This window comes from Kitasatospora sp. NPDC036934, from assembly GCF_055608425.1.
In genome coordinates, this window is sequence record NZ_JBVJQR010000003.1 from 288,990 (window position 1) to 309,811 (window position 20,822).

General features: G+C 73.9%; 20 protein-coding genes. 9 read left to right on the plus strand and 11 right to left on the minus strand.

Features of this window, described 5'->3' with window-relative positions:
• Nucleotides 1-99: 99 nt before the first annotated feature.
• On the plus strand, nucleotides 100-1,509 hold the full coding sequence (locus ACZ7BZ_RS06375; RefSeq protein ID WP_470357360.1) for a cation:dicarboxylate symporter family transporter: 1,410 nt from the start codon (nucleotides 100-102) through the stop codon (nucleotides 1,507-1,509).
• 148 nt (nucleotides 1,510-1,657) lie between these two features.
• On the opposite strand, the gene ACZ7BZ_RS06380 is transcribed toward ACZ7BZ_RS06375, so the two are convergent.
• Nucleotides 1,658-2,623, minus strand: coding sequence for a hypothetical protein (locus tag ACZ7BZ_RS06380; protein ID WP_470357361.1), 966 nt, complete (start codon nucleotides 2,621-2,623; stop codon nucleotides 1,658-1,660).
• A 162-nt stretch (nucleotides 2,624-2,785) separates the two neighbouring features.
• On the minus strand, nucleotides 2,786-3,379 hold the full coding sequence (locus ACZ7BZ_RS06385) for an RNA polymerase sigma factor (protein WP_470357362.1): 594 nt from the start codon (nucleotides 3,377-3,379) through the stop codon (nucleotides 2,786-2,788).
• A 225-nt stretch (nucleotides 3,380-3,604) separates the two neighbouring features.
• Between ACZ7BZ_RS06385 and ACZ7BZ_RS06390 the strand changes: the two genes are divergently transcribed.
• A complete protein-coding gene (locus ACZ7BZ_RS06390) occupies nucleotides 3,605-3,976 on the plus strand; it encodes a hypothetical protein (RefSeq protein ID WP_470357363.1) in 372 nt (123 codons plus the stop codon).
• A 135-nt stretch (nucleotides 3,977-4,111) separates the two neighbouring features.
• On the opposite strand, the gene ACZ7BZ_RS06395 is transcribed toward ACZ7BZ_RS06390, so the two are convergent.
• The 7 genes from ACZ7BZ_RS06395 to ACZ7BZ_RS06425 form a co-directional block, all read right to left on the minus strand.
• Complete coding sequence (locus ACZ7BZ_RS06395) at nucleotides 4,112-4,726, minus strand: GTP-binding protein (RefSeq protein WP_470357364.1); 615 nt, start codon at nucleotides 4,724-4,726, stop codon at nucleotides 4,112-4,114.
• An 85-nt stretch (nucleotides 4,727-4,811) separates the two neighbouring features.
• Complete coding sequence (locus ACZ7BZ_RS06400) at nucleotides 4,812-5,159, minus strand: DUF742 domain-containing protein (RefSeq protein ID WP_465742639.1); 348 nt, start codon at nucleotides 5,157-5,159, stop codon at nucleotides 4,812-4,814.
• A gap of 161 nt (nucleotides 5,160-5,320) precedes the next feature.
• On the minus strand, nucleotides 5,321-5,731 hold the full coding sequence (locus ACZ7BZ_RS06405) for a roadblock/LC7 domain-containing protein (protein WP_470357365.1): 411 nt from the start codon (nucleotides 5,729-5,731) through the stop codon (nucleotides 5,321-5,323).
• Complete coding sequence (locus ACZ7BZ_RS06410; protein ID WP_470357366.1) at nucleotides 5,728-8,655, minus strand: sensor histidine kinase; 2,928 nt, start codon at nucleotides 8,653-8,655, stop codon at nucleotides 5,728-5,730. The genes ACZ7BZ_RS06405 and ACZ7BZ_RS06410 overlap by 4 nt, the downstream gene beginning before the upstream one ends.
• Before the next feature lie 108 nt (nucleotides 8,656-8,763).
• Nucleotides 8,764-9,612 carry an MHYT domain-containing protein gene (locus ACZ7BZ_RS06415; RefSeq protein ID WP_470357367.1) on the minus strand — a complete coding sequence of 283 codons (849 nt, stop codon included), beginning with the start codon at nucleotides 9,610-9,612 and terminating at the stop codon, nucleotides 8,764-8,766.
• Between the two features lie 383 nt (nucleotides 9,613-9,995).
• Complete coding sequence (locus ACZ7BZ_RS06420) at nucleotides 9,996-11,357, minus strand: cytochrome P450 (protein ID WP_470357368.1); 1,362 nt, start codon at nucleotides 11,355-11,357, stop codon at nucleotides 9,996-9,998.
• A 153-nt stretch (nucleotides 11,358-11,510) separates the two neighbouring features.
• Complete coding sequence (locus tag ACZ7BZ_RS06425) at nucleotides 11,511-12,578, minus strand: RNA ligase (ATP) (RefSeq protein WP_470357369.1); 1,068 nt, start codon at nucleotides 12,576-12,578, stop codon at nucleotides 11,511-11,513.
• Nucleotides 12,579-12,982: 404 nt separating this feature from the next.
• On the opposite strand from ACZ7BZ_RS06425, the gene modA reads away from it, so the two are divergent.
• The 4 genes from modA to ACZ7BZ_RS06445 all read left to right on the plus strand — a co-directional run bounded on the left by modA (nucleotide 12,983) and on the right by ACZ7BZ_RS06445 (nucleotide 16,033).
• Nucleotides 12,983-13,834, plus strand: a complete 852-nt coding sequence (modA, locus tag ACZ7BZ_RS06430) for a molybdate ABC transporter substrate-binding protein (protein WP_470357370.1) — start codon at nucleotides 12,983-12,985, stop codon at nucleotides 13,832-13,834.
• 113 nt (nucleotides 13,835-13,947) lie between these two features.
• Nucleotides 13,948-14,763, plus strand: a complete 816-nt coding sequence (locus ACZ7BZ_RS06435) for an ABC transporter permease (protein ID WP_470357547.1) — start codon at nucleotides 13,948-13,950, stop codon at nucleotides 14,761-14,763.
• Nucleotides 14,760-14,927 carry a hypothetical protein gene (locus tag ACZ7BZ_RS06440; RefSeq protein ID WP_470357371.1) on the plus strand — a complete coding sequence of 56 codons (168 nt, stop codon included), beginning with the start codon at nucleotides 14,760-14,762 and terminating at the stop codon, nucleotides 14,925-14,927. The genes ACZ7BZ_RS06435 and ACZ7BZ_RS06440 overlap by 4 nt, the downstream gene beginning before the upstream one ends.
• The gene (locus ACZ7BZ_RS06445) at nucleotides 14,924-16,033 is read left to right on the plus strand and encodes an ABC transporter ATP-binding protein (protein WP_470357372.1); all 1,110 of its coding nucleotides are present in this window, start codon (nucleotides 14,924-14,926) and stop codon (nucleotides 16,031-16,033) included. Before ACZ7BZ_RS06440 ends, ACZ7BZ_RS06445 begins: the two co-directional genes overlap by 4 nt.
• Before the next feature lie 130 nt (nucleotides 16,034-16,163).
• Here ACZ7BZ_RS06445 and ACZ7BZ_RS06450 read toward each other — a convergent pair whose 3' ends face one another.
• Nucleotides 16,164-16,823 (minus strand): response regulator transcription factor, encoded by a 660-nt coding sequence (locus tag ACZ7BZ_RS06450; protein ID WP_380451009.1) that lies wholly within the window; start codon nucleotides 16,821-16,823, stop codon nucleotides 16,164-16,166.
• Between the two features lie 67 nt (nucleotides 16,824-16,890).
• Complete coding sequence (locus ACZ7BZ_RS06455) at nucleotides 16,891-18,111, minus strand: sensor histidine kinase (RefSeq protein WP_470357373.1); 1,221 nt, start codon at nucleotides 18,109-18,111, stop codon at nucleotides 16,891-16,893.
• A gap of 201 nt (nucleotides 18,112-18,312) precedes the next feature.
• On the opposite strand from ACZ7BZ_RS06455, the gene ACZ7BZ_RS06460 reads away from it, so the two are divergent.
• Genes ACZ7BZ_RS06460 through ACZ7BZ_RS06470 form a run of 3 tightly spaced genes read left to right on the plus strand, consistent with a single transcriptional unit; the run spans nucleotide 18,313 to nucleotide 20,765 of the window.
• Nucleotides 18,313-19,230 (plus strand): ATP-binding cassette domain-containing protein, encoded by a 918-nt coding sequence (locus ACZ7BZ_RS06460; RefSeq protein ID WP_470357374.1) that lies wholly within the window; start codon nucleotides 18,313-18,315, stop codon nucleotides 19,228-19,230.
• Complete coding sequence (locus tag ACZ7BZ_RS06465) at nucleotides 19,227-19,964, plus strand: hypothetical protein (protein WP_470357375.1); 738 nt, start codon at nucleotides 19,227-19,229, stop codon at nucleotides 19,962-19,964. Before ACZ7BZ_RS06460 ends, ACZ7BZ_RS06465 begins: the two co-directional genes overlap by 4 nt.
• A gap of 45 nt (nucleotides 19,965-20,009) precedes the next feature.
• Nucleotides 20,010-20,765, plus strand: coding sequence for a hypothetical protein (locus ACZ7BZ_RS06470; protein WP_470357376.1), 756 nt, complete (start codon nucleotides 20,010-20,012; stop codon nucleotides 20,763-20,765).
• Nucleotides 20,766-20,822 lie beyond the last annotated feature (57 nt).

Here is a 20,822-nt window from a genome sequence, read left to right on the forward strand (position 1 = left end):
CTCTATGAACGCAAACGTGACCTCCGTCACGCCAGAACCCCATAGTCAAAGCGGCCCACCACCCGGGGCCGCCAGGACTGCAGGGCGAAGGAGCCGCAGATGTCGATCACCGAGTCCGCCACGGCGGGGGGACCCAGACGCAAGGACCGGACCCACTACCTCTACCTCGCGGTGATCGCCGCGGTGATCGCGGGCGTGGTGGTCGGACTGGTCGCCCCCGGCTTCGCCGTGGAGCTGAAGCCGATCGGCACCGGGTTCGTCAACCTGATCAAGATGATGATCAGCCCAGTGATCTTCTGCACCATCGTGCTGGGCATCGGCTCGGTCACCAAGGCCGCGAAGGTCGGCAAGGTCGGCGGCCTCGCCATCGGCTACTTCCTCGTCATGTCGACCATCGCCCTGGCCATCGGCATGGCCGTCGGCAACCTGCTGGAGCCCGGCGGCGGCCTCCACCTGACCGCCGCCCTCGCCAAGTCCGGCCACGCCCAGGCGACCGCCGGCGGCGCCCAGTCGACCACCGACTTCCTGCTCGGGATGATCCCCGACACCCTGTTCTCGGCCCTCACCCAGGGCAAGGTGCTGCAGACCCTGCTGATCGCGCTGCTGGCCGGCTTCGCCCTTCAGGCGATGGGGACGGCCGGCGCCCCGGTGCTGCGCGGGATCGAGCACCTCCAGCGGCTGGTCTTCCGGATCATGTCGATGATCATGTGGGTCGCGCCGGTCGGCGCCTTCGGGGCGATGGCCGCGGTGGTCGGAGCGACCGGCGTCGACGCGCTGAAGAGCCTCGCCGTGATCATGATCGGCTTCTACGTGACCTGCGTGCTGTTCGTCGTCGTGGTGCTCGGCGCACTGCTCCGCCTGGTCGCCGGGGTCAATGTGTTCGCGCTGCTCAAGTACCTCGGGCGCGAGTTCCTGCTGATCCTCTCCACCTCCTCCTCCGAGAGCGCGCTGCCCCGCCTGATCGCCAAGATGGAGCACCTGGGCGTCAGCCGCCCGGTCGTCGGCATCACCGTGCCGACCGGCTACAGCTTCAACCTCGACGGCACCGCGATCTACCTCACCATGTCCTCGATCTTCATCTCCGAGGCGATGGACAAGCCGATGTCGATCGGCGAGCAGCTCTCGCTGCTGGTGTTCATGGTGATCGCGAGCAAGGGCGCCGCCGGGGTCACCGGCGCCGGACTCGCCACCCTCGCCGGCGGACTGCAGTCGCACAAGCCGGCCCTGGTGGACGGGGTCGGTCTGATCGTCGGCATCGACCGCTTCATGTCGGAGGCCCGGGCACTCACCAACTTCGCCGGCAACGCCGTCGCGACCGTGCTGATCGGGCACTGGACCGGCGAACTGGACGCCGAGCGCGCCCAGCGGGTGCTGGGCGGCGAGCTGCCGTTCGACGAGCTGACGCTGGTCGACAGCCACGGCGGCACCGGTGCCGCCGACCCCTCGGGCCCCGCACCGGAGACCGTCCCCGTCGGGGCCGGAGCCGGAGCCGGGACCGCCGTCGCCTGAGCGAGCACCCCGCACTCCCCCGGTCCGGCGCCTCACACCATCCCCCGGAAACGGCGCCGGGCCGGGGGTTCCCGCTTTCCCGCCACCAGCGGGGAGCGTTCGGAGGGAGCCCTCGGGAGCAGCCCGCAGGAGCGCTCAGGGGGACCGCTCAGAAGTCCTGCGAGCCGCTGACCGCCCAGGCCACCCCGCTGGCCGGATCCTCCAGCGCGAGGTGCAGATGGCGCAGTCCGGCAGCCGGCTCCTGCCAGGTGAAGCAGCGCATCCGGGCCACCAGCGCGCCCACCTCGGCGCGGCCCGGCCCGTCCGCGCCGGCCATCGCGCCCAGCGCCCGCCAGAGCCGCAGCCGCCCGTGCGCGCAGCCGTGCGTCCGGCCCACCACCGCGGCCTGCACCAGGGCCGGGTAGGCGAGCGCGAACGGCAGGAACCCGCCGACCACCCGCCGCCGCCGGGCCAGCACGGCGGCCGCCAGCGGAGCCGGACCGCGCACGCACACCACCTCCGCCCAGGGCACCAACGCGGCCAGTTCGCCCAGCCCCCGGGTGACCCGCTGCCCGCCCGGCCGGGCCACCGGCTGCGGCAGCTCGACCTCGCCCAGGCCCTCGCGGCTGGCCGGCAGGGTCAGCACCGCGCTACGTGCTCCACCGCCGGGCAGGTACTCGCGCACCCGGGAGGCCTCGTCCCAGCCCGCCTTCTCCCAGGGCTCCAGGCGCAGCGGCACGCCCTCCGGGTTGGGCTCGGCCCCGTACGAGAGGTCCTCCCCGAGCAGCACCCGGGTGTGCGCGACCAGTCGACGCACCCGGGCCGGACCGAGCAGCGGAGCCAGCCGCAGCCAGGAGTGGCGGGTCGCCAACACCTCCCAGAGCGGACCGGCGTCGTGGTCGCCGACCCCGGCGACCGTCCCCTCGCCGCCGTCCGCGTCGAACAGCCGGACGGCCAGTTCGGGCGGCGCCGCGTAGGCGATCAGGTGGCCGAGCGGCGCGGTCAGAACCACCGCGGCCTCCTCCCCGGCCTGCGCGACGGCGACCGCCCGGCCCTGCCGGTAGGCGGCGAGCAGCTCGGGCCAGCGGCCGTCCTCGGCCAGGGCGTGGAGACTGTGGTCCTCGTACGTGATCACGATTCGCAGAGTACGGGCCGGGGTGACGCATCAGCCGACTTGCCGTCGGCTCGGTGCGTCGGGGACGGGCCCTGCGCGGCGGGGCCCGGTCCGATACGGCCGGGAGCCGTCCGGTGCGGCGGGGGCGGCCCGGTGCGGCGGAGCCCGGCCGGGAGCGGACCGTCAGGGCTCGTGCCGGCGCTCCCGCTCCAGGACGGCGCGCAGCCGACGGTGAGCGCGGCGACGGGTGACGGCCAGGGTGCTGCGGTGCAGGCCGAGCAGTTCGGCGGCCTCGTCGACGGAGTAGCCGTCGAGGTCCACCAGCACCACCACCCGGGCCTGCTTGACGGTCAGGAAGCCGAGCAGCCGGACCACCTCCCAGCGCGCCTGCGACTCGGCCATGCCGTCGGCCGGCGGGTCGAGCGCCGACCGGCCGCAGCCTGCCGCCTCGCCCGACTCCGGCACCTCGGGCAGGGCCACCCGGCGCCGCTCCCGGCGCCACTGGTCGCGCAGGATGTTCGTCATCGTGGTGAACACGTAGGCGTACGGCTGCGGATGGCTGAGGAAGCGCTCCGGACTGCGGGCGATCCGCAGGTACGCGTCGTGGACGACGTCACCGGCGGCGAGCGGGCTGCCGGCCAGCATCGCGGCCGCCTGCTGGAGCCTGGGCAGCAGCTCGGTGAACACCTGGTTGAAGTCGGCGGGTTGGCGCTCCGGCGACTCCGGACCGAAGTCCTTGCGCTGACCGCCCGTGTACCGTCCGCTGCATTCCGCCATGCCGTTCTCCCCGGAAATCGGCATCCCGACCGCCCAGTTGGAACTGTCCCCAGCCCCGCCGGACATCCTGTGACACAGGTCACATCATAAGCCGTCCTCTCACGCAGCGCAGTCATTCGTGTGCAATTCGTCATCGACCGGACGACGTGGGGGAGTTCACTTCCCCAGGACCACGCCGGCCGGGGCACCCCACCCGACGGGAACCGCTGAGCGAGGAGAACCACCATGCGAGGCTGCATCGCCAAGAAGATCGCCATGTTCGGGATGGCCGGAGCGGCCGCCCTGGGCATGCTCGGGACCGCCACCCTGCCGGCCGCCGCGGCGCCGGCCGCCGACCAGACCATCACCTCCGGCGCGGCCGCGACGACGCCGGAGGTGACCGCCACCGGCTACCACTGCGTCATCACGGCCAACTACGGCTGGCGCTGGGAGGGGTACTGCAACGTCTACTCCGGCCAGCTGCGCACCATCACCTACTGTGCCAACGGCACGTCGTCCGTCGGCCTGTGGATCGGCGCCCGACCGCAGGCGTGGGACGTCTGGGGCAACTGCCCCGGGTCGACCTGGACCAAGGTCGTGTTCCAGTGGCACAGCTGAGCAGGTAGCGGCTGCGCGGAACGGGTGACGGCTGACAGCTGACGGATTTCGAAATCTGTCATCTGTCAGCTGTCATCTGTTTTCTGTTCGCTGTCATCTGTTCTCGCACGTCCGTCAGCCGTCAGCCGTCAGCCGTCAGCGCCCGCCGCCCGCCGTCACCGGCGAGACCTCCGCCAGCAGCCGGGCGGAGTGCACCCGGCCCGCGTGTTCGACCAGGTTGATCAGCACGTCCTTGCCCGAGGCGCGCCGCCGGGCGTCGCACAGCACCACCGGCGTACCGGAGTCCAGGTCCAGCGCACGGGCGACTTCCTCCGGGCCGTACTCGCGCGTCCCGGCGAAGCGGTTCACCGCGACGACGAACGGGATGCCCCGGTGCTCGAAGAAGTCGACGGCCGGGAAGCAGTCGGTCAGGCGGCGGGTGTCGGCGAGCACCACCGCACCGAGCGCCCCCTGCGCCAGCTCGTCCCAGAGGAACCAGAACCGGTCCTGCCCCGGGGTCCCGAACAGGTAGACGGCCAGCCCCTCGCGGATGGTGATCCTGCCGAAGTCCATCGCCACCGTCGTGGTGGTCTTGCGCTCCACCCCGTCCAGGTCGTCCACCGTGCGCCCGGCCTCGGTCAGCCGCTCTTCGGTGCGCAGCGGGCGGATCTCGCTGACCGCGCCGACCAGCGTCGTCTTGCCGACCCCGAAACCGCCCGCGACCAGGATCTTGAGGGCGAGCACGGAGTCCCCGGGATCCCCCGGATCCACGGGACCCACCGGATCGGACGGCCAACGCCCGGACGGACGCCGGTCGGACGGGTGCCGGTCGGACCGATGCCGTTGGGACGGGTGGTCAGAGTGCGCGGAGCCCATGGATGACCTCCTGGAGGATGCGCTCGTCGGGGAGCAGGGCAGGCGGGACGGGGCGGCTGACCCGGATGAGCCCGGCCGCCAGCAGGTCGCCGAGCAGCACCCGCACGACGCCCACCGGCAGGTCGAGGTCGGCGGCCAGCTCGGCCACGGACAGCGGGTTGCCCCGGCACAGTCCGAGGATGCGCGCCTGCTCGGGGCCGACCGGCGGCTCGGGCAGGTCCGGGGCGAGCAGCGGGTCGGGCAGGTCGGACACGACCACGGCGATCAGGTCGAACTGCTGCTCGCCGACCCCCGTCCGGCCTCCGGTCATGGCGTACGGGCGGACCAGCGGCCCGGCCTCGTCGTCGTACCAGCGGGCCCGGTGGGCGGCGGCGAGCGGGTTGCGCGGCGGTCGGCCGGGATCGGAGCGGGGATGCTCCGGATGTCGTTGGTGGTACGGGTGGAACGCGTGCTCCGCCTGATCCGGGCGGTCCGGGTGGGTCACCGTGTTCATCCTCCGTGCACCGCGCGGGGCGGGGCGCTCAGGTGCTCGCCGACCCGGCGGACCAGTCTCGCCATCTCGTAGGCGACCAGCCCGAGATCGGCCCTGGCGGTGGCGAACACGGCCAGGCAGGTGCCCTCCCCGGCCGCCGCCACCAGCAGGTAGCCGCCCTCCAACTCGACCATGGTCTGCCGGACTTCACCCGCACTGAAGTGCCGTCCGGCGCCCTTGGCGAGGCTGTGGAAGCCGGAGGCGACGGCGGCCAGGTGCTCGCCGTCCTCGCGAGCCAGACCGGCCGAGCTGCCCATCGCCAGGCCATCGGCGGAGAGCATCACGGTGAACCGGACCTCGGGGGCGCGCTGGACCAACTCGTCGAGGAGCCAGTTCAGTTCCCCCGCGCGGTGGGTGGTGCCGATCACGGCCGGTCTCCTTCGGGTCGGATGTCGGGTCGCTCTTGGGGTCGCTCCTGGGATCGCTCTTCCGGTCGGAGATCCTGCCGGAGGCCCGGTCCGGCTGCCGACGGCTCCTCGGGCCACCGGCCGGACCGCAGGCCGCGCGCCCAGCCGTTCTGGAAGGCCGACATCGCCGCCTGCGCCGCCTCTGGGCTGCGGGTCGCCGGCCCGGCCCCTCCCCCAGCGCCCTCCCCGAACCCGCGGTCCGTAGCGCGTCGGCTGCGCGGGGCGGCGGCGCTCGGCGTCTCCCGCAGCTGCGGCACCAGGCTCGCCTGACGCACCCGGCGCGGCAACTCCACAGGAACGTCGCCGACTTGCCGCTCGCCCGGTGGCACCGCGGTCGCCACGCGGTGGGACTGCGGCGGACCGGGCTGCGGACGGGAGGCGGCACCCGGGCCTCCGTCCGCAGCCGGTCCGGCCGTCCGGGCAGCGGCGGCCCGAACGGGGGTGCGCCGCACCGGCCCGGGGTCTCCGCCCCGGACACCGAAGGGCAGCAGCGCCCCGCCCTCCGGCAGCGGCCCACCCGCCGCCGGAAGCTCGATCTCCGCCGCCCCGCCGCCCGGGAATCCGGTGGCCGGGGTCGCGGGCGCGGTCGGTGCCGCGGTCGGGACCGGTTTCGCCGTCGCCGTCGCCATCGGTGCCGGTGCCGTCGCCATCGGCGCCGGTGCCGTCGGTGCCGTCGCCGGTGCCGTCGCCGGTGCCGTCGGTGCCGTCGGTGCCGTCGCCGGTGCCGAAACCGGCCACGGCTGCGACCACCAGTCGGCATCCGGCTCCGGGGTCCCGCCCGTACCATCCGGAACCGGCACGATGTCCAACTCCGGTACGGCGTCCAACTCCGTTACGGCGTCCTGCCCGAGCCCCTCCCGCCCGTCGGCCAGCAGTCCGGTGGGCAGCAGCACCACGGCGGTGGTGCCGCCGTACGCGGAGGTCACCAGCGAGACCCGGACGCCGTGCCGCCGTGCCAGCCGGCTGACCACGAACAGGCCGAGCCGGTCGCTGTCGAACAGGTCGCTCTGTTCGGCGGCGGCGATCCGCCGGTTGGCGGCGGCCAGGGCGGCCGGGCCCATGCCGAGGCCGCGGTCCTCGATCTCCAACGCGTAGCCGTTGCCGACCTGTTCACCGCGGATGTGCACCCTGGTGTGCGGCGGGGAGAACCCGGTGGCGTTCTCGACCAGTTCGGCCACCAGGTGAGTGAGGTCGGCGACGGCGTGGCCGACGACGGCGGCGCGCGGCAGCGGGTGCACCTCGACCCGGGCATACTCCTCGACCTCAGAGACGGCCGCCCGCACCACGTCCACCAGCGGGACGGGCCGGCGCCAGGCCCGACCGGGGGCGGCACCGGAGAGGATGATCAGGCCCTCGGCGTGGCGGCGCATCCGGGTGGTGAGGTGGTCCAGCCGGAACAGGTCGGCCAGCTCGGACGGGTCCTCGGTGCGGCGCTCCATCGTGTCCAGCAGGGTGAGTTGGCGGTGCACCAGGACCTGGCTGCGGCGGGCGAGGTTGACGAACACCCCGGACACCCCGGACAGCACCTCGGCCCGTTCCACCGCCGCCGTGACGGCCGCCCGCTGTACGGTGCCCAGCGCCCGGTGGACTTGGCCGATCTCGTCGTCGCGGCCGCTGGGCCTGGGCGCCTCGGCCTCGATGTCCACCTCCTCGCCCGCACGCAACTTCCTGATCGTGGCGGGGAGTTTGCGACCGGCCAGGTCAAGTGCCGAGTTGCGCAGGCCGGTCAGCTCGGCGACCAGGCCACGCCCGATCCGCACGGAGATCACCAGCGAGGCGACCACCCCGAGCAGACCGAGCAGCACCGCGATCCCGGCCGGGGCGAACAGGCCCTGGGCGTAAGGGTTCTGGGCCTCGGCGCCGAACCGCCCGGCTCGGTCCTCGACGCCGCGCAGCCCGTCGGCGACGTTCCCGGCTACCATCGCCCAGCGGTCGGGCGGCACCGCCGCGACGGCGGCCCGACCGTCGACGGCGGTACGGACCTTGTCCTCGTAGACGCCCAGCTCCCGGTGGTCCGCCCCGTCGGTGACGGCGAGCAGCGCGTCCCGGTCGGCGGGGCGCAGGTCGGCGGCCGCGCCCTGCTCGAACGCGCGCCGGGCGAAGGCCGTACCGGCGAACTCGCGCAGCTGGTCGTCGCCGAGCCCACCGGAGAGCTGGGCGGCGCGCAGCAACGCGTCCTCCCGGGCGAGGAGTTCACGGGATCGGTCCAGCTCCGGCGGTACCCGGACGTCGACTCCGGCCCGGCCACCCTGCGGCGGGGCGGCGGCGCCGGACACCGCCAGCGCCTGGTCCACGGCCGCGCCGTAGGCGGCGTACACCTCGGGCCAGCCCACGCCCCGGGTCAGCACCCGGCCGCGCAGCTCCGGCAGTGCGGCGAGCGAGGCGGCCAGGGCGTCCAGCCGGGCGGCCGCGTCAGCGCCCAACCCCTGGGCGTCGGCACGGTTGTAGCCCTGGCCGGGGTGGCGGGGATCGGGGAACAGCAGGGCGAACGCCCGGTCGGTGGTCGCGGCGGCCTCGCGCAGGGCGCTCTCCCGCCCGGCGGCGGGGACGGTCCCCGGGACGAGCCCCGGGCCGGCCAACAGCTGTCCGGCGGCGGCACGTTCGGCCTGCAGGCCGGCGACGGTGTCGGCGACGGGGGTGAGCAGACTGCGCTGGGTGTCGCGCAGGCGCAGCAGATCCCAGACGCCCTGGGCCGTGGTCACGGTGGCGAAGCCCCAGAGGGCGATCACGGAGACCACCGGGACCATCAGCAGCGCGATGATCCGGGCGCGGACGGTCCGGGGGCGCAGCCCGCGCAGCCAGGGGCCGGGCAGCGGCGAACGGGCGGGCGGGCCGGCGTGGGCACCCCGGCGGGCGCCGGGGGCGGTACCGCGGTCTTCTCGCATGGGTGATGTGGGGCCTTTCGGGCGGGGACAGCACTCGGGCGGGACAGGGCTGGGACGGGGCCGGCTCTGGCGGGACGCAGGTGGGACGGGGCTCGGGCGGACGGGGGATCAGGCCGCGCGGTCGTGGCCGTACCGCTCCGGGAATCCGGGGTCCGCGTGCTCGGCCTCCGGGTGGACGGCCGGCTCGGCGAACTCCTCGATCACCAGTTCCTCCGGCGCCGACCAGCCGGCCCGCTCCTGGGCCGCCGGGGAGAGCGCGACGAAGGCCGAGGCGAGGAAGAGGAACGAGCCGAGGCCCACGGCGAGCGGGAAGACGAAGTCCATCGGGCTGACCCCGCCCAGGGCGGTCCGGGCGGGCTCCAGTTGGACGTGGACGGAGGCCATACCGGTGTAGTGCATGCAGCTGACCGCGAGGCCCATGCCCAGTGAGGCCGCCGCCGCCGCGTACACGTTGCGGATGGTGACGGCGGCCCAGAGCGCGGCGGTGGCGGCGCCGACCGCGACCAGCACGGACAGCGCGACCGTCCCCGCGTCGTAGTGCAGTCCGCCGTGCATGCGGACGGCGGCCATGCCGAGGTAGTGCATCGCGGCGACGCCGACGCCGGTGGTGCAACCGCCGCCCAGCAGTGCGAGGCCGCGGTGCCGGCCGTAGCAGACCACGGTCAGGCCGAGGCCGGTGACCAGCACCGCGACCAGCAGGCTGAGGACCGTCAGCGGCACGTTGTAGCGCAGCTCGGTGCCGTCGACGGCGAAGCCGAACATGGCGACGAAGTGCATGGTCCAAATGCCGGAGCCGATCGCGGCGGCGGCGGTGAGCAGCCAGTTCCGGCGGGTGGCGCCGGTGGCGGCCAGGCCGCGCAGGGTGCAGCGGAGCCCGAGGGCGGCGCCGGCACAGGCCATCGCGTACGAGACGACGGGTGTCAGCCAGCCGAAGCTGAAGTGGTTGAGGGCGCCCATGGGACCTCCGGTCGACCGGTCGGGCCCGGGGCGGTAAGCAGTGCCTCCGGGCACCCCAGGCCGGGCGGACTGCATCCGACGGGCATATGCCAGTCGGATGTGCGCTTTCGGCTTGGGGTGCGTGGGACGCTATCGAGCGGCCGGAATCAGTCAAGCGAAGATCTGAAAAGCTGCCCGCGCACCGAGGGTGGTGTGTTCGAATGAAAGGGTCCTGTGCCCAGATGCCCGGTAGGCGGCGCATGCGCCCGACGGTCGGCGGACGACAACAAACAGCAGACGACAGCGAACAGCGGACAGATAACAGATTTCGACATCTGTTATCTGTCCGCTGAACGTTGAATGTTGAATGTTGAAACCCGAACCCGAACCCGAACCCACCCCCGTCACCCGACGGGCGTCACCCGCACCCGCATCGCACTCGCCGCCCGGAGCGTGATCCCCTGCGCGAGCGCCACCCGCCGGTCCACCACCTCCACCTCGAAGTCCCGCAGCAGCACTCCCAGCGCCAGCACCGACTCCAGCATCGAGAAGTGCTGCCCGATGCAGGCCCGCGGTCCGCCGCCGAACGGGAACCAGGCGTACCGGTGCCGCGCCTTCTCCTCCTCCGGCCGGAACCGGTCCGGGTCGAAGCGCTCCGGCTCCACCCAGTGATCCGGGTGCCGCTGGGTGACCAGCGGCGCGATGATGACCTGCGCTCCCGCCGGGATGGTGTACCCGTCGATGACCGTCGCCTCGACCGCCCGCCGCCCGATCAGCGCCGCCGCCGGGAAGAGCCGCATCGCCTCCTTGATCACCCGGGCGAGGTACGGCAGCCGCTCCAGGTCCGCCGCCGTCGGCGCCCGCCCGGCCAGGACGGTCCGCGCCTCCTCCTGGGCGAGCCTGCGCTGCTCCGGATGCTTGGCCAGCAGGTGCAGCGCGAAGGCCAGCGAGGTGGCCGTGGTCTCGTGCCCGGCGAGCAGGAACACCAGGACCTGGTCCCGGAGTTCGGCCGGATCCAGCCGCTCGCCGTCCTCGCCGCGCGCCTTCCCGAGCAGGGTCAATAGATCGTCGGCCCCGTCGTCGCCGCCGCGCGCGGCCCGCTCGGCGATGATCCGGTCGCACACCTCGTACAGGGCCCGCTGCGCCTCCAGGCCGCGCCGGTTGCCCGGCATCGGCCAGGTCCGCGGGAGGCGGACCGGCGCGAAGCCGCGCTCCTTGACGAACTCGCCCAGCACCGGGAAGTTGTGGTTCACCACCTCCACCGCCTCCTCGACGTCCGCGCCGAAGAGGATCCGGGCCACGGCGCGCAGCGCGAACCGCGACATCTCCTCCGCCACGTCCACCACCCCGCCCGGCACGGCCCGCCAGCGCTCGGCGAGCACCTGCGCCTCCTCGGCGAGCGCGTCCGCGTAGCCGTCCACCCGGCGCCGGGTGAACAGCGGCTGGACCAGCCGGCGCTGGCGCTGGTAGACCTCGTCCTGACTGGTCAGCAGGCCGTTGCCGACGCTGGTCCGCAGCTCGTCGTAGAAGTTGTTCTCCTTGCGGAAGTTCGCCGCCTCGCTGCCGAGCACCTGGTGCACGCCCTCGGGCGAGAACACCCCGTAGAACTCGACGCGCAGCCCAGGCGGCCCGGCGACGATCCGGACCACGTCCCCGTGGTCGCGCCGGGCTGCGAGGTAGGTCCGCAGCGGGCGGCGGGTGAGGTCGAAGAGCGAACCGACCAGGGGGTTCCCGGCCGGTCCGGGTATGGCGGCGGCGGTGGCCATCGGCACTCCTTCTGGGCTTCCTCGGCGCTGACTGCGCTTGGTGACCCTTCGACCTTACTGACGGGTATTCAGTCGAGGAAGCCGGCGGGAAGCGCGCCAGCGAGAAGCCCGCCGACCGGAAGCGCGCCGGCGGGAAGCCCGTCGGCGGGCGGCTCACTCGTACTCGGTGCCGCCCTTGCGGGTCAGGTACGCGTCGCTGACCACCTTGGCGATCGCCCGCCCGCCGAGCACCGGGCTCCAGCGCTCGACCACCGGCCGCACCACCACGCCCTCGCGCAGGTGGAGTCGGCGCCCGGAGTGGCTCTCCTCGCCCTGCGCATGGGCCAGCACCGTCGCGGTGTCGAACGGGCCGCGCCAGAGTTCGGGCACCAACGGCAGCTCACCGTCCAGCAGTTCGGCGGCCGACAGCCATTTCAGCTGCCCGTCGACCACCGCCGACACGTCGAAGGCGGCGTACCCGGGGCGCTCGCTGCGCGCGGAGGACCCGTACGTCAGGTCCTGCACGCCCTCGCCGAACACCTCGCCGAAGATGCCGACCCGTTCGACGCCCAGCCGTTCGGCCAGCCGGGCCGCCACCGCCGGGATGTCGTACGCGCGCACCGCCCGCCAGTAGAGATTGCGCTCATCCTCGGCCAGCGCCAGCCCCTGGGCGCCGATCCCCTTGGAGGAGACATGCACCTCGCCAGTGTCGGCGGTGTAGGTGACCAGGCAGCAACTGCCGTGCAGCTTCTCGGTCAGCACCACGGGCTCGCCGGGTGCGAAGATGTCAGGGTGGCGCTTGAGGTTCTCGATGTCCACCCAGGGCAGCAGGTCCGGCGCGCTGACCACGTCGCCGCTCATCGACGTCGGCACCGGCGGCTGCCACTTGACGATGCCGAGCAGCTCGGCGAAGTCCTCGCCCCGCTCGGCGGCCCCGGCCAGGTCGGTGCCGGCCAGCGCGGCGGGCCGGCAGACGATGCCCTGGGACAGCTCGCCGCGCAGCCGTACCGCCTTCACCCGGTTCGCCGCACCGCCGGCCAGCTTGCCGGTCAGCCCCAGCTCCTGAACCAACTCATCCGGCAGGACGGCCTGTTCGGGGATGTAGACGGCGTGGTCGCCGGTTCGGTACGCGCCCTTCGCGACCACCGCCCGGTAGAGGCCGACCTGGGCCAGCTCCAGGGCGTCGGCGTTCGGGTGCTCCAGGATGACCAGCCTCTCGGCGGTGACGCGCAGCGTGGACATGGACGGACTCCTCCCGTTGATCCGCATGGATCGACCGTCGGGCCCGGGCGGCCGACGGTCGGCCGCGCCTACGGGCTGCGCCCCACTTTGTCCGCTCCACCGGCCCGGACGCGACGGGTTTTCCCGCCCGAACCGGCCGCCCCCGACCGCCGCCTTCGAACCGGCCGCCCTCGAACCGGCCGCCCCGACCGCCGCTCCCCAGCACTCCCCGGCACCGCCCCCGAACCGTCCGTGCACGTTTGAGCCTTCACACAGCAGCCCCGAGCCCCCCGCCCCACCCCAGCTGTGCGATGCGACAGAGGATTTATCGCTCGCATCTGCGGCACTATGATCGCCGTAATGGCCGCACCTGCGGTCACACCTCCGCGCCCCTGCCGGCGCGAACCCCGGAGGGGAAGCCACCGATGAGCACCCGCACCACCGCCCCCCGCAGACTCGCCGTCGCCGCCGCTGCGGCCCTCGCCCTCAGCCTCGGGGTCACCGCCTGCGGCAGCGACGGCGGCAAGTCCGCCGGCTCCGCCTCCTCGACCGCTAGCACCACGGGCGCCGCCGGCACCGATGGCGGCAGCGTCCCCAAGGCCAAGGGGGACATCACCGTGTTCGCCGCCGCCTCGCTCAAGGAGACCTTCACCGATCTCGGCAAGAAGTTCGAGGCCGCCAACCCCGGCGCCAAGGTGAAGTTCAACTTCGGCGGCAGCTCCGCCCTCGCCGCCAGCATCAACTCCGGTGCCCCGGCGGACGTGTTCGCCGCCGCCAGCCCGGCCACCATGAAGACGGTCACCGACGCGGGCGGCGGGAGCGGCCAGCCGAAGACCTTCGTCAGGAACGCCCTCACCATCGCCGTGCCCAAGGGCAACCCCAAGCACGTCACGGGCCTGAAGGACCTCACCGGATCCGGCGTGAAGGTCGCGCTGTGCGCAAAGGAGGTGCCGTGCGGCGCCGCCGCCCTCACCGCGCTGAAGGCCGCCGGCGTCGACCTCACCCCGGTCACCCTGGAGCAGGACGTCAAGGGCGCGCTCACCAAGGTCGAACTCGGCGAGGTCGATGCCTCGCTGGTGTACAAGACCGATGTGCAGTCCGATGCTGGGAAGATCGACGGCGTGGACTTCCCCGAAGCCGCCAAGGCCGTGAACGACTACCCGATCGCCACGCTCGCCAAGGCGCCGAACAAGGACGGCGCGGCCGCCTTCGTCGCCTACGTCCAGTCGGCCGAGGCCAAGCAGGTGCTGACCGCGGCGGGCTTCCAGGCGCCGTGAGGGACCGCACCACCGACAGCGGCCGGCCGGGCGACCGGAACCGCGGCACCGGGCCGGCCCCGGACCACCACGCGCCGGCACCGGCACCGCCACCGGCAGAACCCGCGCAGGCCCTGCCGCGCCGCCGGGGCGCGCGCCGCCGCCCGGGGGCGCAGCGCGTCCCGGTCACGCTGCTGCTCCCGGCGCTGCTCGGTCTGGCGTTCCTGGTCCTCCCGCTGGTCGGACTGCTGATCCGGGCGCCGTGGAGCGGCCTGTCCGAGCAGCTGACCAGCGCCGCCGTCTGGGACGCCCTGCGGCTGTCGCTGATCTGCGCGACGGCCGCCACCGCGGTCTCGCTGGTCCTCGGCGTGCCGCTGGCCTGGCTGCTCGCCCGTACCGAGCTGCCCGGTCGGCGGGTGGTGCGGGCGCTGGTCACCCTGCCGCTGGTGCTGCCGCCGGTGGTGGGCGGGGTGGCGCTGCTGCTGGTGCTCGGTCGGCGCGGGATCGTCGGCTCCTGGCTGGACTCGGCCTTCGGCATCACCCTGCCGTTCACCACCACCGGGGTGGTGATCGCCGAGGCCTTCGTGGCGATGCCCTTCCTGGTGATCAGCGTCGAGGGCGCGCTGCGGGCGGCCGACCCGCGCTACGAGGAGGCGGCCGCGACCCTGGGCGCCTCCCGGCTGACGGCCTTCCGCCGGGTCACCCTGCCGATGATCGCCCCGGGGATCGCCGCCGGGGCGGTGCTCGCCTGGGCGCGGGCGCTCGGCGAGTTCGGCGCGACGATCACCTTCGCCGGCAACTTCCCGGGCCGTACCCAGACCATGCCGCTTGCCGTCTACCTGGCCATGGAGTCCGATCCGGAGGCCGCGATCGCGCTGTCGCTGGTGCTGCTGGTGGTCTCCGTCGCCGTCCTCGTCGGCCTGCGCGACCGCTGGATGTCGCCCCCGTGACCCCGGGCCGGACCATCGACGCCAGGGTCGACGTCGCCCCACCCGCCCCGGGCCGCAACATCCGGGCCGGGGCCGCCGTCGACCCCGCGACCCAGGACGCCGCCCCCGTGACCCCGGACGCCGGCCCCGCGCCCCAGGACGCCGACAGGAGGCCGAACCCATGAACCCCCCGACGAGCCCCCCGCCAAGCCCCCCGACGGCGACCGCCGCCGCGAACCCCGCCCTCGACGCCCGCCTCCGGGTCGACCGCGCCGCCTTCGCCCTCGACCTCGCGCTCACCGCCGCCCCCGGCGAGGTGATCGCCCTGCTCGGCCCGAACGGCGCCGGCAAGTCCACCGCGCTGCGCGCCCTCGCCGGACTGCTCCCGCTCACCGGCGGGCACCTGCACCTGGACGGCCACGTCCTGGAGGACCCGACCGAGCGCCTGCACACCCCGGCCGAACAGCGGCCGGTCGGCGTGGTGTTCCAGGACTACCTGCTGTTCCCGCACCTCAGCGCGCTCGACAACGTCGCCTTCGGCCCGCGCTGCCAGGGGCGGCCCAGGCGCGAGGCCAGGGCCGAGGCCGCGGCCTGGCTGGAGCGGATGGGGCTGGCCGAGCACGCCTCGGTGCGCCCCGGCCGGCTCTCCGGCGGCCAGGCCCAGCGGGTGGCCCTGGCCCGGGCGCTGGCCGTCCGCCCCCGGCTGCTGCTGCTGGACGAGCCGCTGGCCGCCCTGGACGCCCGCACCCGGCTCGACGTACGGTCCCAACTGCGGCGCCATCTGGCCGAGTTCGAGGCCGTGGCGGTGCTGGTGACGCACGACCCGCTGGACGCCATGGTGCTGGCCGACCGGCTGGTCGTGATCGAAGACGGCCAGGAGGTGCAGTCCGGCAGCCCGGCGGAGGTCGCCCGTCGGCCGCGCACCGACTACATCGCCCGACTGGTAGGCCTGAACCTGTACCAGGGGCTGGCCGAGGGCACCCGGGTCACCCTCCCGGACGGCACCGTCCTGACCACCACCGAGGACCTGTCCGGCCCGGCGTTCGTCGCCTTCCCGCCCTCCGCCGTCACCCTCTACCGGGAGCGCCCGCAGGCCAGCGCCCGCAACCTGTGGGAGGCCGAGGTCACCGGCCTGGACCTGCACGGCGACCAGGTGCGCGCCGAACTCTCCGGCACCCTGCCGATGGCCGCCGACCTCACCCCGGCCGCCGTCGCCGAACTGCGACTGGCGCCGGGGGCGGTGGTCTGGGCCTCGGTCAAGGCCACCCAGACCCACGCCTATCCGGCTTGACCGCAACCCACCCACAAGCGCCTGCGCCCCGGCACCGGTACCAGCACCAGCACCCTCTACCGGACGACGACGGCGCCACCGCTACTCCACCGCGCTACTCCACCGCCGCTACTTAACCGCTACTCCGCCGCTACTCCGCCGGCTCGACGAACCCCGACTCGTACGCGGCGATCACCGCCTGGGTGCGGTCCCGCGCGCCGAGCTTCGCCAGCACGCTGCTGACGTGGGTCTTCACCGTCTGCACCCCGAGGACCAGCCGCTCGGCGATCTCCCCGTTGCTGAGCCCACGCGCCATCAGCCGCAGCACCTCGGCCTCGCGCCCGGTCAGGGCCGCCCGCTCCATCGTGGCGCGGGCGGCGGGATTGCCGTGCCCGGCGGCCAGCCTGCGGATCGCGGCCGGGAACAGCAGCGACTCGCCGGCCGCCGCCAGCCGCACCGCGTGGGCGATCTCGGCCGGGCGGGAGCGCTTGAGCAGGAAGCCGTCCGCGCCCGCGCGCAGTGCCTGGTAGACGTAGTCGTCGTTCTCGAAGGTGGTGACGACCAGGATCCGCGGCGGCCGCTCCCCCGGCGCGCCGGGGCGCAGCAGTTCGCGGGTGGCCGCCAGGCCGTCCATCACCGGCATCCGGACGTCCATCAGCACGACGTCCGGGCGCAGTGTCCGGGCCATCGACACCGCCTCGGCGCCGTCGGCGGCCTCGCCGACCACCCGTAGGTCCCCCTGCGCCTCCAAGACGGCCCGCAGTCCGAACCGGACCAGCTCCTCGTCGTCGGCGAGCAGAACGTCCGTCATCCCCGCACCAGCCTCCCCACGGTCCCCGTGCCGCCTCCCGCCGGACCGACTCCGGCAAGATCATCCGTCACGAGCCCAAGCGTAGGGGCAGCCGGACGTCGAGCACCCACTCCCCGCTCCCGTCGGCCGCCGCCCCGGCCATGGCCTCGCCACCCAGCAGTGCGGCGCGCTCGCGGATGCCGCGCAGGCCCTTGCCACCCTTGCGCCCACCACCCCCCTGGCGCGGCGCGCCCCCGGAGCCGCCCGTGCCGTGCGGCGCCCGGTTGGCACAGCGCAGCTCCAACTGCCCTGCCCGGACGGCGATCCGGACCCCGATCGGCTCGCCGGGCGCGTACTTCAGCGCGTTGGTGACGCCCTCCTGGACGATCCGGTAGGACTCGCGAGCGAGCACCCCTGGCAGTGCGCCGGCCGGCACGTCGATCCACGTCTCGACCGGGCTGCCGGCCGCCCGGGCGGTGTCGAACAGCGCGGGCAGTTGCTCGATCCCGGGCCGCTCGGTGGCCGTGCCGTTCTCGCCGGGCGGCGTCTCGCGCAGCAGGACCAGGGTGCGTTCGAGGTCGTCCATGGCCCGGCGCCCGGTCTCCTCGATGACTTCCAGCGCCTTGGCGGCGAACGCAGGGTCCCCGACCTCGCGCGCGGCCCCGGCCTGGAGGACCGTCACCGTCAGGGCGTGGCCGATGGAATCGTGCAGCTCGCGGGCCAACCGGTTGCGCTCCAGTAGCCGTTCGGCCCGCAGCTCGGCCTCCGCCAGCCGCTCCGCCGGGGACGGGCCCAGCAGCCTTGTCGCCATGGCGAGTTGGAGGCGTCCCGCAGCCACCACCAGCCAGCCGTACCCGAACAGCGCCACCGGCAGGAGCAGGAGGTAGCTCTGCCCCCGGGGCCCCGCCAGCAAATGGCCGCCGGCGTTGACGCCGAGTACGGTCGTCATCCCGACGACCGAGCCGAGCGCGACCCGGCCGATCAGCCAGAGCGCGGTGCGCCACCGGTCGGCCCAGCCGCGCGAGGGTTCGGCGGCGATGTCCTGCTCGCGGTCGGGCACCAGCAACAGCCGGGCCTGGATCCCCTCCGCCCGCCGGGCCGCCGGGATGAGGGCGACGAGCATCAGCAGGACGGAGTCCACGGCGACGCACTCCGCCACGATCCGGGCGAGCGTCAGCCCGTACGTCCCCGGATAGATCAGCAGGACGACGCCCATGAAGATCCATCCGACCAGGAGGTGCAGCAGGCGCGCGTAGGTGGCGCCGGCCAGCAGCGGCGCGAGGATCCTGGGCACGGCGATCTCGGTCACCGCGTCATCTTGTCAGTCCGGCGCCGGCGCGGCTCCCGCCCCGGGTCCGGACGCGCTCCCTCCCGGGAGGGAGACGGCTCCACTCCGGTGCGGGATCCGCAGGTGGGGCCGGCTCCGGTCGAATGTGACCAGTCGAACGTGACCACCGGCCGGAAGCACCGGCAGCAACGCACCACCGAACGACCCGAAGGGAGCGCGGCCGTGATCGAGATCCAGGGCCTGACGAAGGAGTACGAGGGCCGGCGGGTCGTCGACGACCTGTCCTTCGAGGTCCGCCCCGGCGTGGTGACCGGCTTCCTCGGCCCGAACGGCGCGGGCAAGAGCACCACCATGCGTCTGCTTCTCGGCCTGGACCGCCCCACCGCCGGGCACGCCCTGATCGACGGCCGCCCGTACGCCGAACTGGCCGACCCGCTGCGGCAGGTCGGCGCCCTGCTGGACGCCCAGGCCCTGCACGGCGGCCGGACGGCGCGCGGCCACCTGCGCTGGCTCGCCGCGAGCAACGGCCTGTCGGAGCGCCGGGTCGGCGAGGTGCTCGCACAGGTCGGCCTGGCGGACGCCGCCGGGCAGCGGATCCGACGCTTCTCGCTGGGCATGCGCCAGCGTCTCGGGGTGGCGGCCGCGTTGCTCGGCGATCCGGTGGCACTGCTGCTGGACGAGCCGGTGAACGGCCTCGACCCCGAGGGCATCCGCTGGATCCGCACCCTGCTGCGCGAACTGGCCGCCGAGGGCCGGGCGGTGCTGGTCTCCTCCCATCTGATGAGCGAAATGGCCCTCACCGCCGACCACTTGGTGGTGATCGGCCGCGGCCGGCTACTCGCGGACGCCGCCACCTCCGACTTCATCGACCGGCACGGCCGCACCCGGATCCGGGTCCGCGCCGTGGACCCGACCAAACTGGCCGCCCTGTTCGCCGGCCCCGACCACGGCCTCGACGCCACCCAAGTCGACGGCGGCGCCTGGGAGGTGACCGGCGCCGAGCCCGAGCGGATCGCGGCGCTCGCCGCCGCCGAAGGCGTGGTGCTGTACGAGATCGCGGTCCAACAGGACTCGCTGGAGGAGGCGTTCATGCGGATGACCGCCGACACCGTCGAGTACCGCGCCGAGGCCGCCGCATGAGCGCCCTGTCCTGCGCCCTCCGCGCCGAACGGATCAAGCTCACCACCCTCCGCTCGCTCTGGCTCCCGCCGCTGATCGCCGTCCTGCTCACCGCGGGTGTCACCACGGCGGTCGGCGCGGCCCTCGGCGGCAAGGACCGCAACATCACCGACGACCCCGGCGTCGGCGTCTTCTACGGGCTCAACTTCGGCCAGGCCGTCCTGGTCGCGTTCGGAGTCCTGCTGATCGGGCAGGAGTTCAACACCCGGATGCTCGACGTCTCGCTCACCGCCGTCCCCCGGCGCGGGCGACTGTACGGCGCCAAACTGGCGTTGGGCGCACTGGTCGGCCTCGGTGCCGGCGCGCTCGGCACTGCGGGCGCCTTCGCCGGCTACGCGGCCACCGTCCCCGCCGACTGGCACGGCCCCGCCTTCGCCCGCGCGGCCACCGCCGGGGTGCTCTACCCGGCGCTGCTGGTGGTGTTCTGCCTCGGGGTGACCACCCTGCTCGGCAATCTCACCGCCGCCATGGGCCTGCTGGGCCCGACCGTCTTCCTGCTCTCCCCCCTGCTCGCCGGCGTACCCGGCGCCCGGGACGCGGTCCAGTTCCTACCCGACCGGGCCGGCCAGTACGCGCTGCACTACGCCGACGACCCGCACACCGTGTACGGGCACTGGACCGGACTGCTGATCTTGGCGCTCTGGACGGCTCTGGCCGCGTACGGCGGCCTGCGGGCCCTGAAGCGCGCCAAGTGACCTCGCACGCAGGAGAGATGAAGAGAGATGAAGGAGAAAGGAGAGATGAGGATGCCCGGCTTCGGCAACGCCCTGCGCGCCGAACGGATCAAGTTCACCACCCTGCCCTCCCAGTGGGCGGCCCCGCTGGTCGCGCTGGTGCTGACCGTCGGCATCACCGCCGCCGTGAACGCCGCCTACGGCGCGAAGGACCACACCCCCGGCGAGGACCCGGCCGGGGGGATCTACTACGGCCTGCTGTTCGGCCATGTCGCCCTGGCCTGCCTCGGGATCCTGCTGATCGGGCAGGAGTTCAACACCCGGATGATCGACACCTCGCTCACCGCCGTCCCCGGGCGCGGGCGGCTGTACGGCGCCAAGCTCGCCCTCGGCGCCGGGCTGGGCCTGCTGCTGGGCCTGGTCTCGACCGCATGCTCCTTCCTGGTCGTCGGCGCCACCGTCGGCATCGACCTCTCCACCCCCGGCCTGGTCCGCAGCTTCCTGGCGGGGGTGCTGTACCACCCGCTGATGGTGCTGCTCTGCCTCGGACTGACCGCCATGCTGGGCAACTTCACCGCGGCCCTCGGACTGCTCACCCCGATGGTGTTCCTCGGCACCACCTGGCTGGCCGCGATCCCCGGTGTCCGCGAAGTCGGCCAGTTCCTGCCCGACCGGGGCGGCCTGTACGCGATGCGCACCCAGACCGAGCCGGGCATCCACTACGGGCACTGGACCGGGCTGCTGATCATGGCGCTCTGGACGGCCGCGGCCGTCTACGGCGGGCTACGGGCGATGCGCCGGCACCAGGCCTCGGGCGGGTAGCCGGCGAAGGGGGTCGCCGAGCGGGGCGGCCGACTGGTCACGGGTGACAGGTGGCGA

Bases quoted from the DNA above. Each gene is read 5' to 3' on its own strand.
- ACZ7BZ_RS06375 (WP_470357360.1), top strand. From the start codon at position 100: ATGTCGATCACCGAGTCCGCCACGGCGGGGGGACCCAGACGCAAGGAC.
- ACZ7BZ_RS06385 (WP_470357362.1), bottom strand. From the start codon at position 3,379: ATGGCGGAATGCAGCGGACGGTACACGGGCGGTCAGCGCAAGGACTTC.
- ACZ7BZ_RS06390 (WP_470357363.1), top strand. From the start codon at position 3,605: ATGCGAGGCTGCATCGCCAAGAAGATCGCCATGTTCGGGATGGCCGGA.
- ACZ7BZ_RS06410 (WP_470357366.1), bottom strand. From the start codon at position 8,655: ATGCGAGAAGACCGCGGTACCGCCCCCGGCGCCCGCCGGGGTGCCCAC.
- ACZ7BZ_RS06415 (WP_470357367.1), bottom strand. From the start codon at position 9,612: ATGGGCGCCCTCAACCACTTCAGCTTCGGCTGGCTGACACCCGTCGTC.
- ACZ7BZ_RS06420 (WP_470357368.1), bottom strand. From the start codon at position 11,357: ATGGCCACCGCCGCCGCCATACCCGGACCGGCCGGGAACCCCCTGGTC.
- ACZ7BZ_RS06425 (WP_470357369.1), bottom strand. From the start codon at position 12,578: ATGTCCACGCTGCGCGTCACCGCCGAGAGGCTGGTCATCCTGGAGCAC.
- modA (WP_470357370.1), top strand. From the start codon at position 12,983: ATGAGCACCCGCACCACCGCCCCCCGCAGACTCGCCGTCGCCGCCGCT.
- ACZ7BZ_RS06445 (WP_470357372.1), top strand. From the start codon at position 14,924: ATGAACCCCCCGACGAGCCCCCCGCCAAGCCCCCCGACGGCGACCGCC.
- ACZ7BZ_RS06450 (WP_380451009.1), bottom strand. From the start codon at position 16,823: ATGACGGACGTTCTGCTCGCCGACGACGAGGAGCTGGTCCGGTTCGGA.
- ACZ7BZ_RS06465 (WP_470357375.1), top strand. From the start codon at position 19,227: ATGAGCGCCCTGTCCTGCGCCCTCCGCGCCGAACGGATCAAGCTCACC.
- ACZ7BZ_RS06470 (WP_470357376.1), top strand. From the start codon at position 20,010: ATGAGGATGCCCGGCTTCGGCAACGCCCTGCGCGCCGAACGGATCAAG.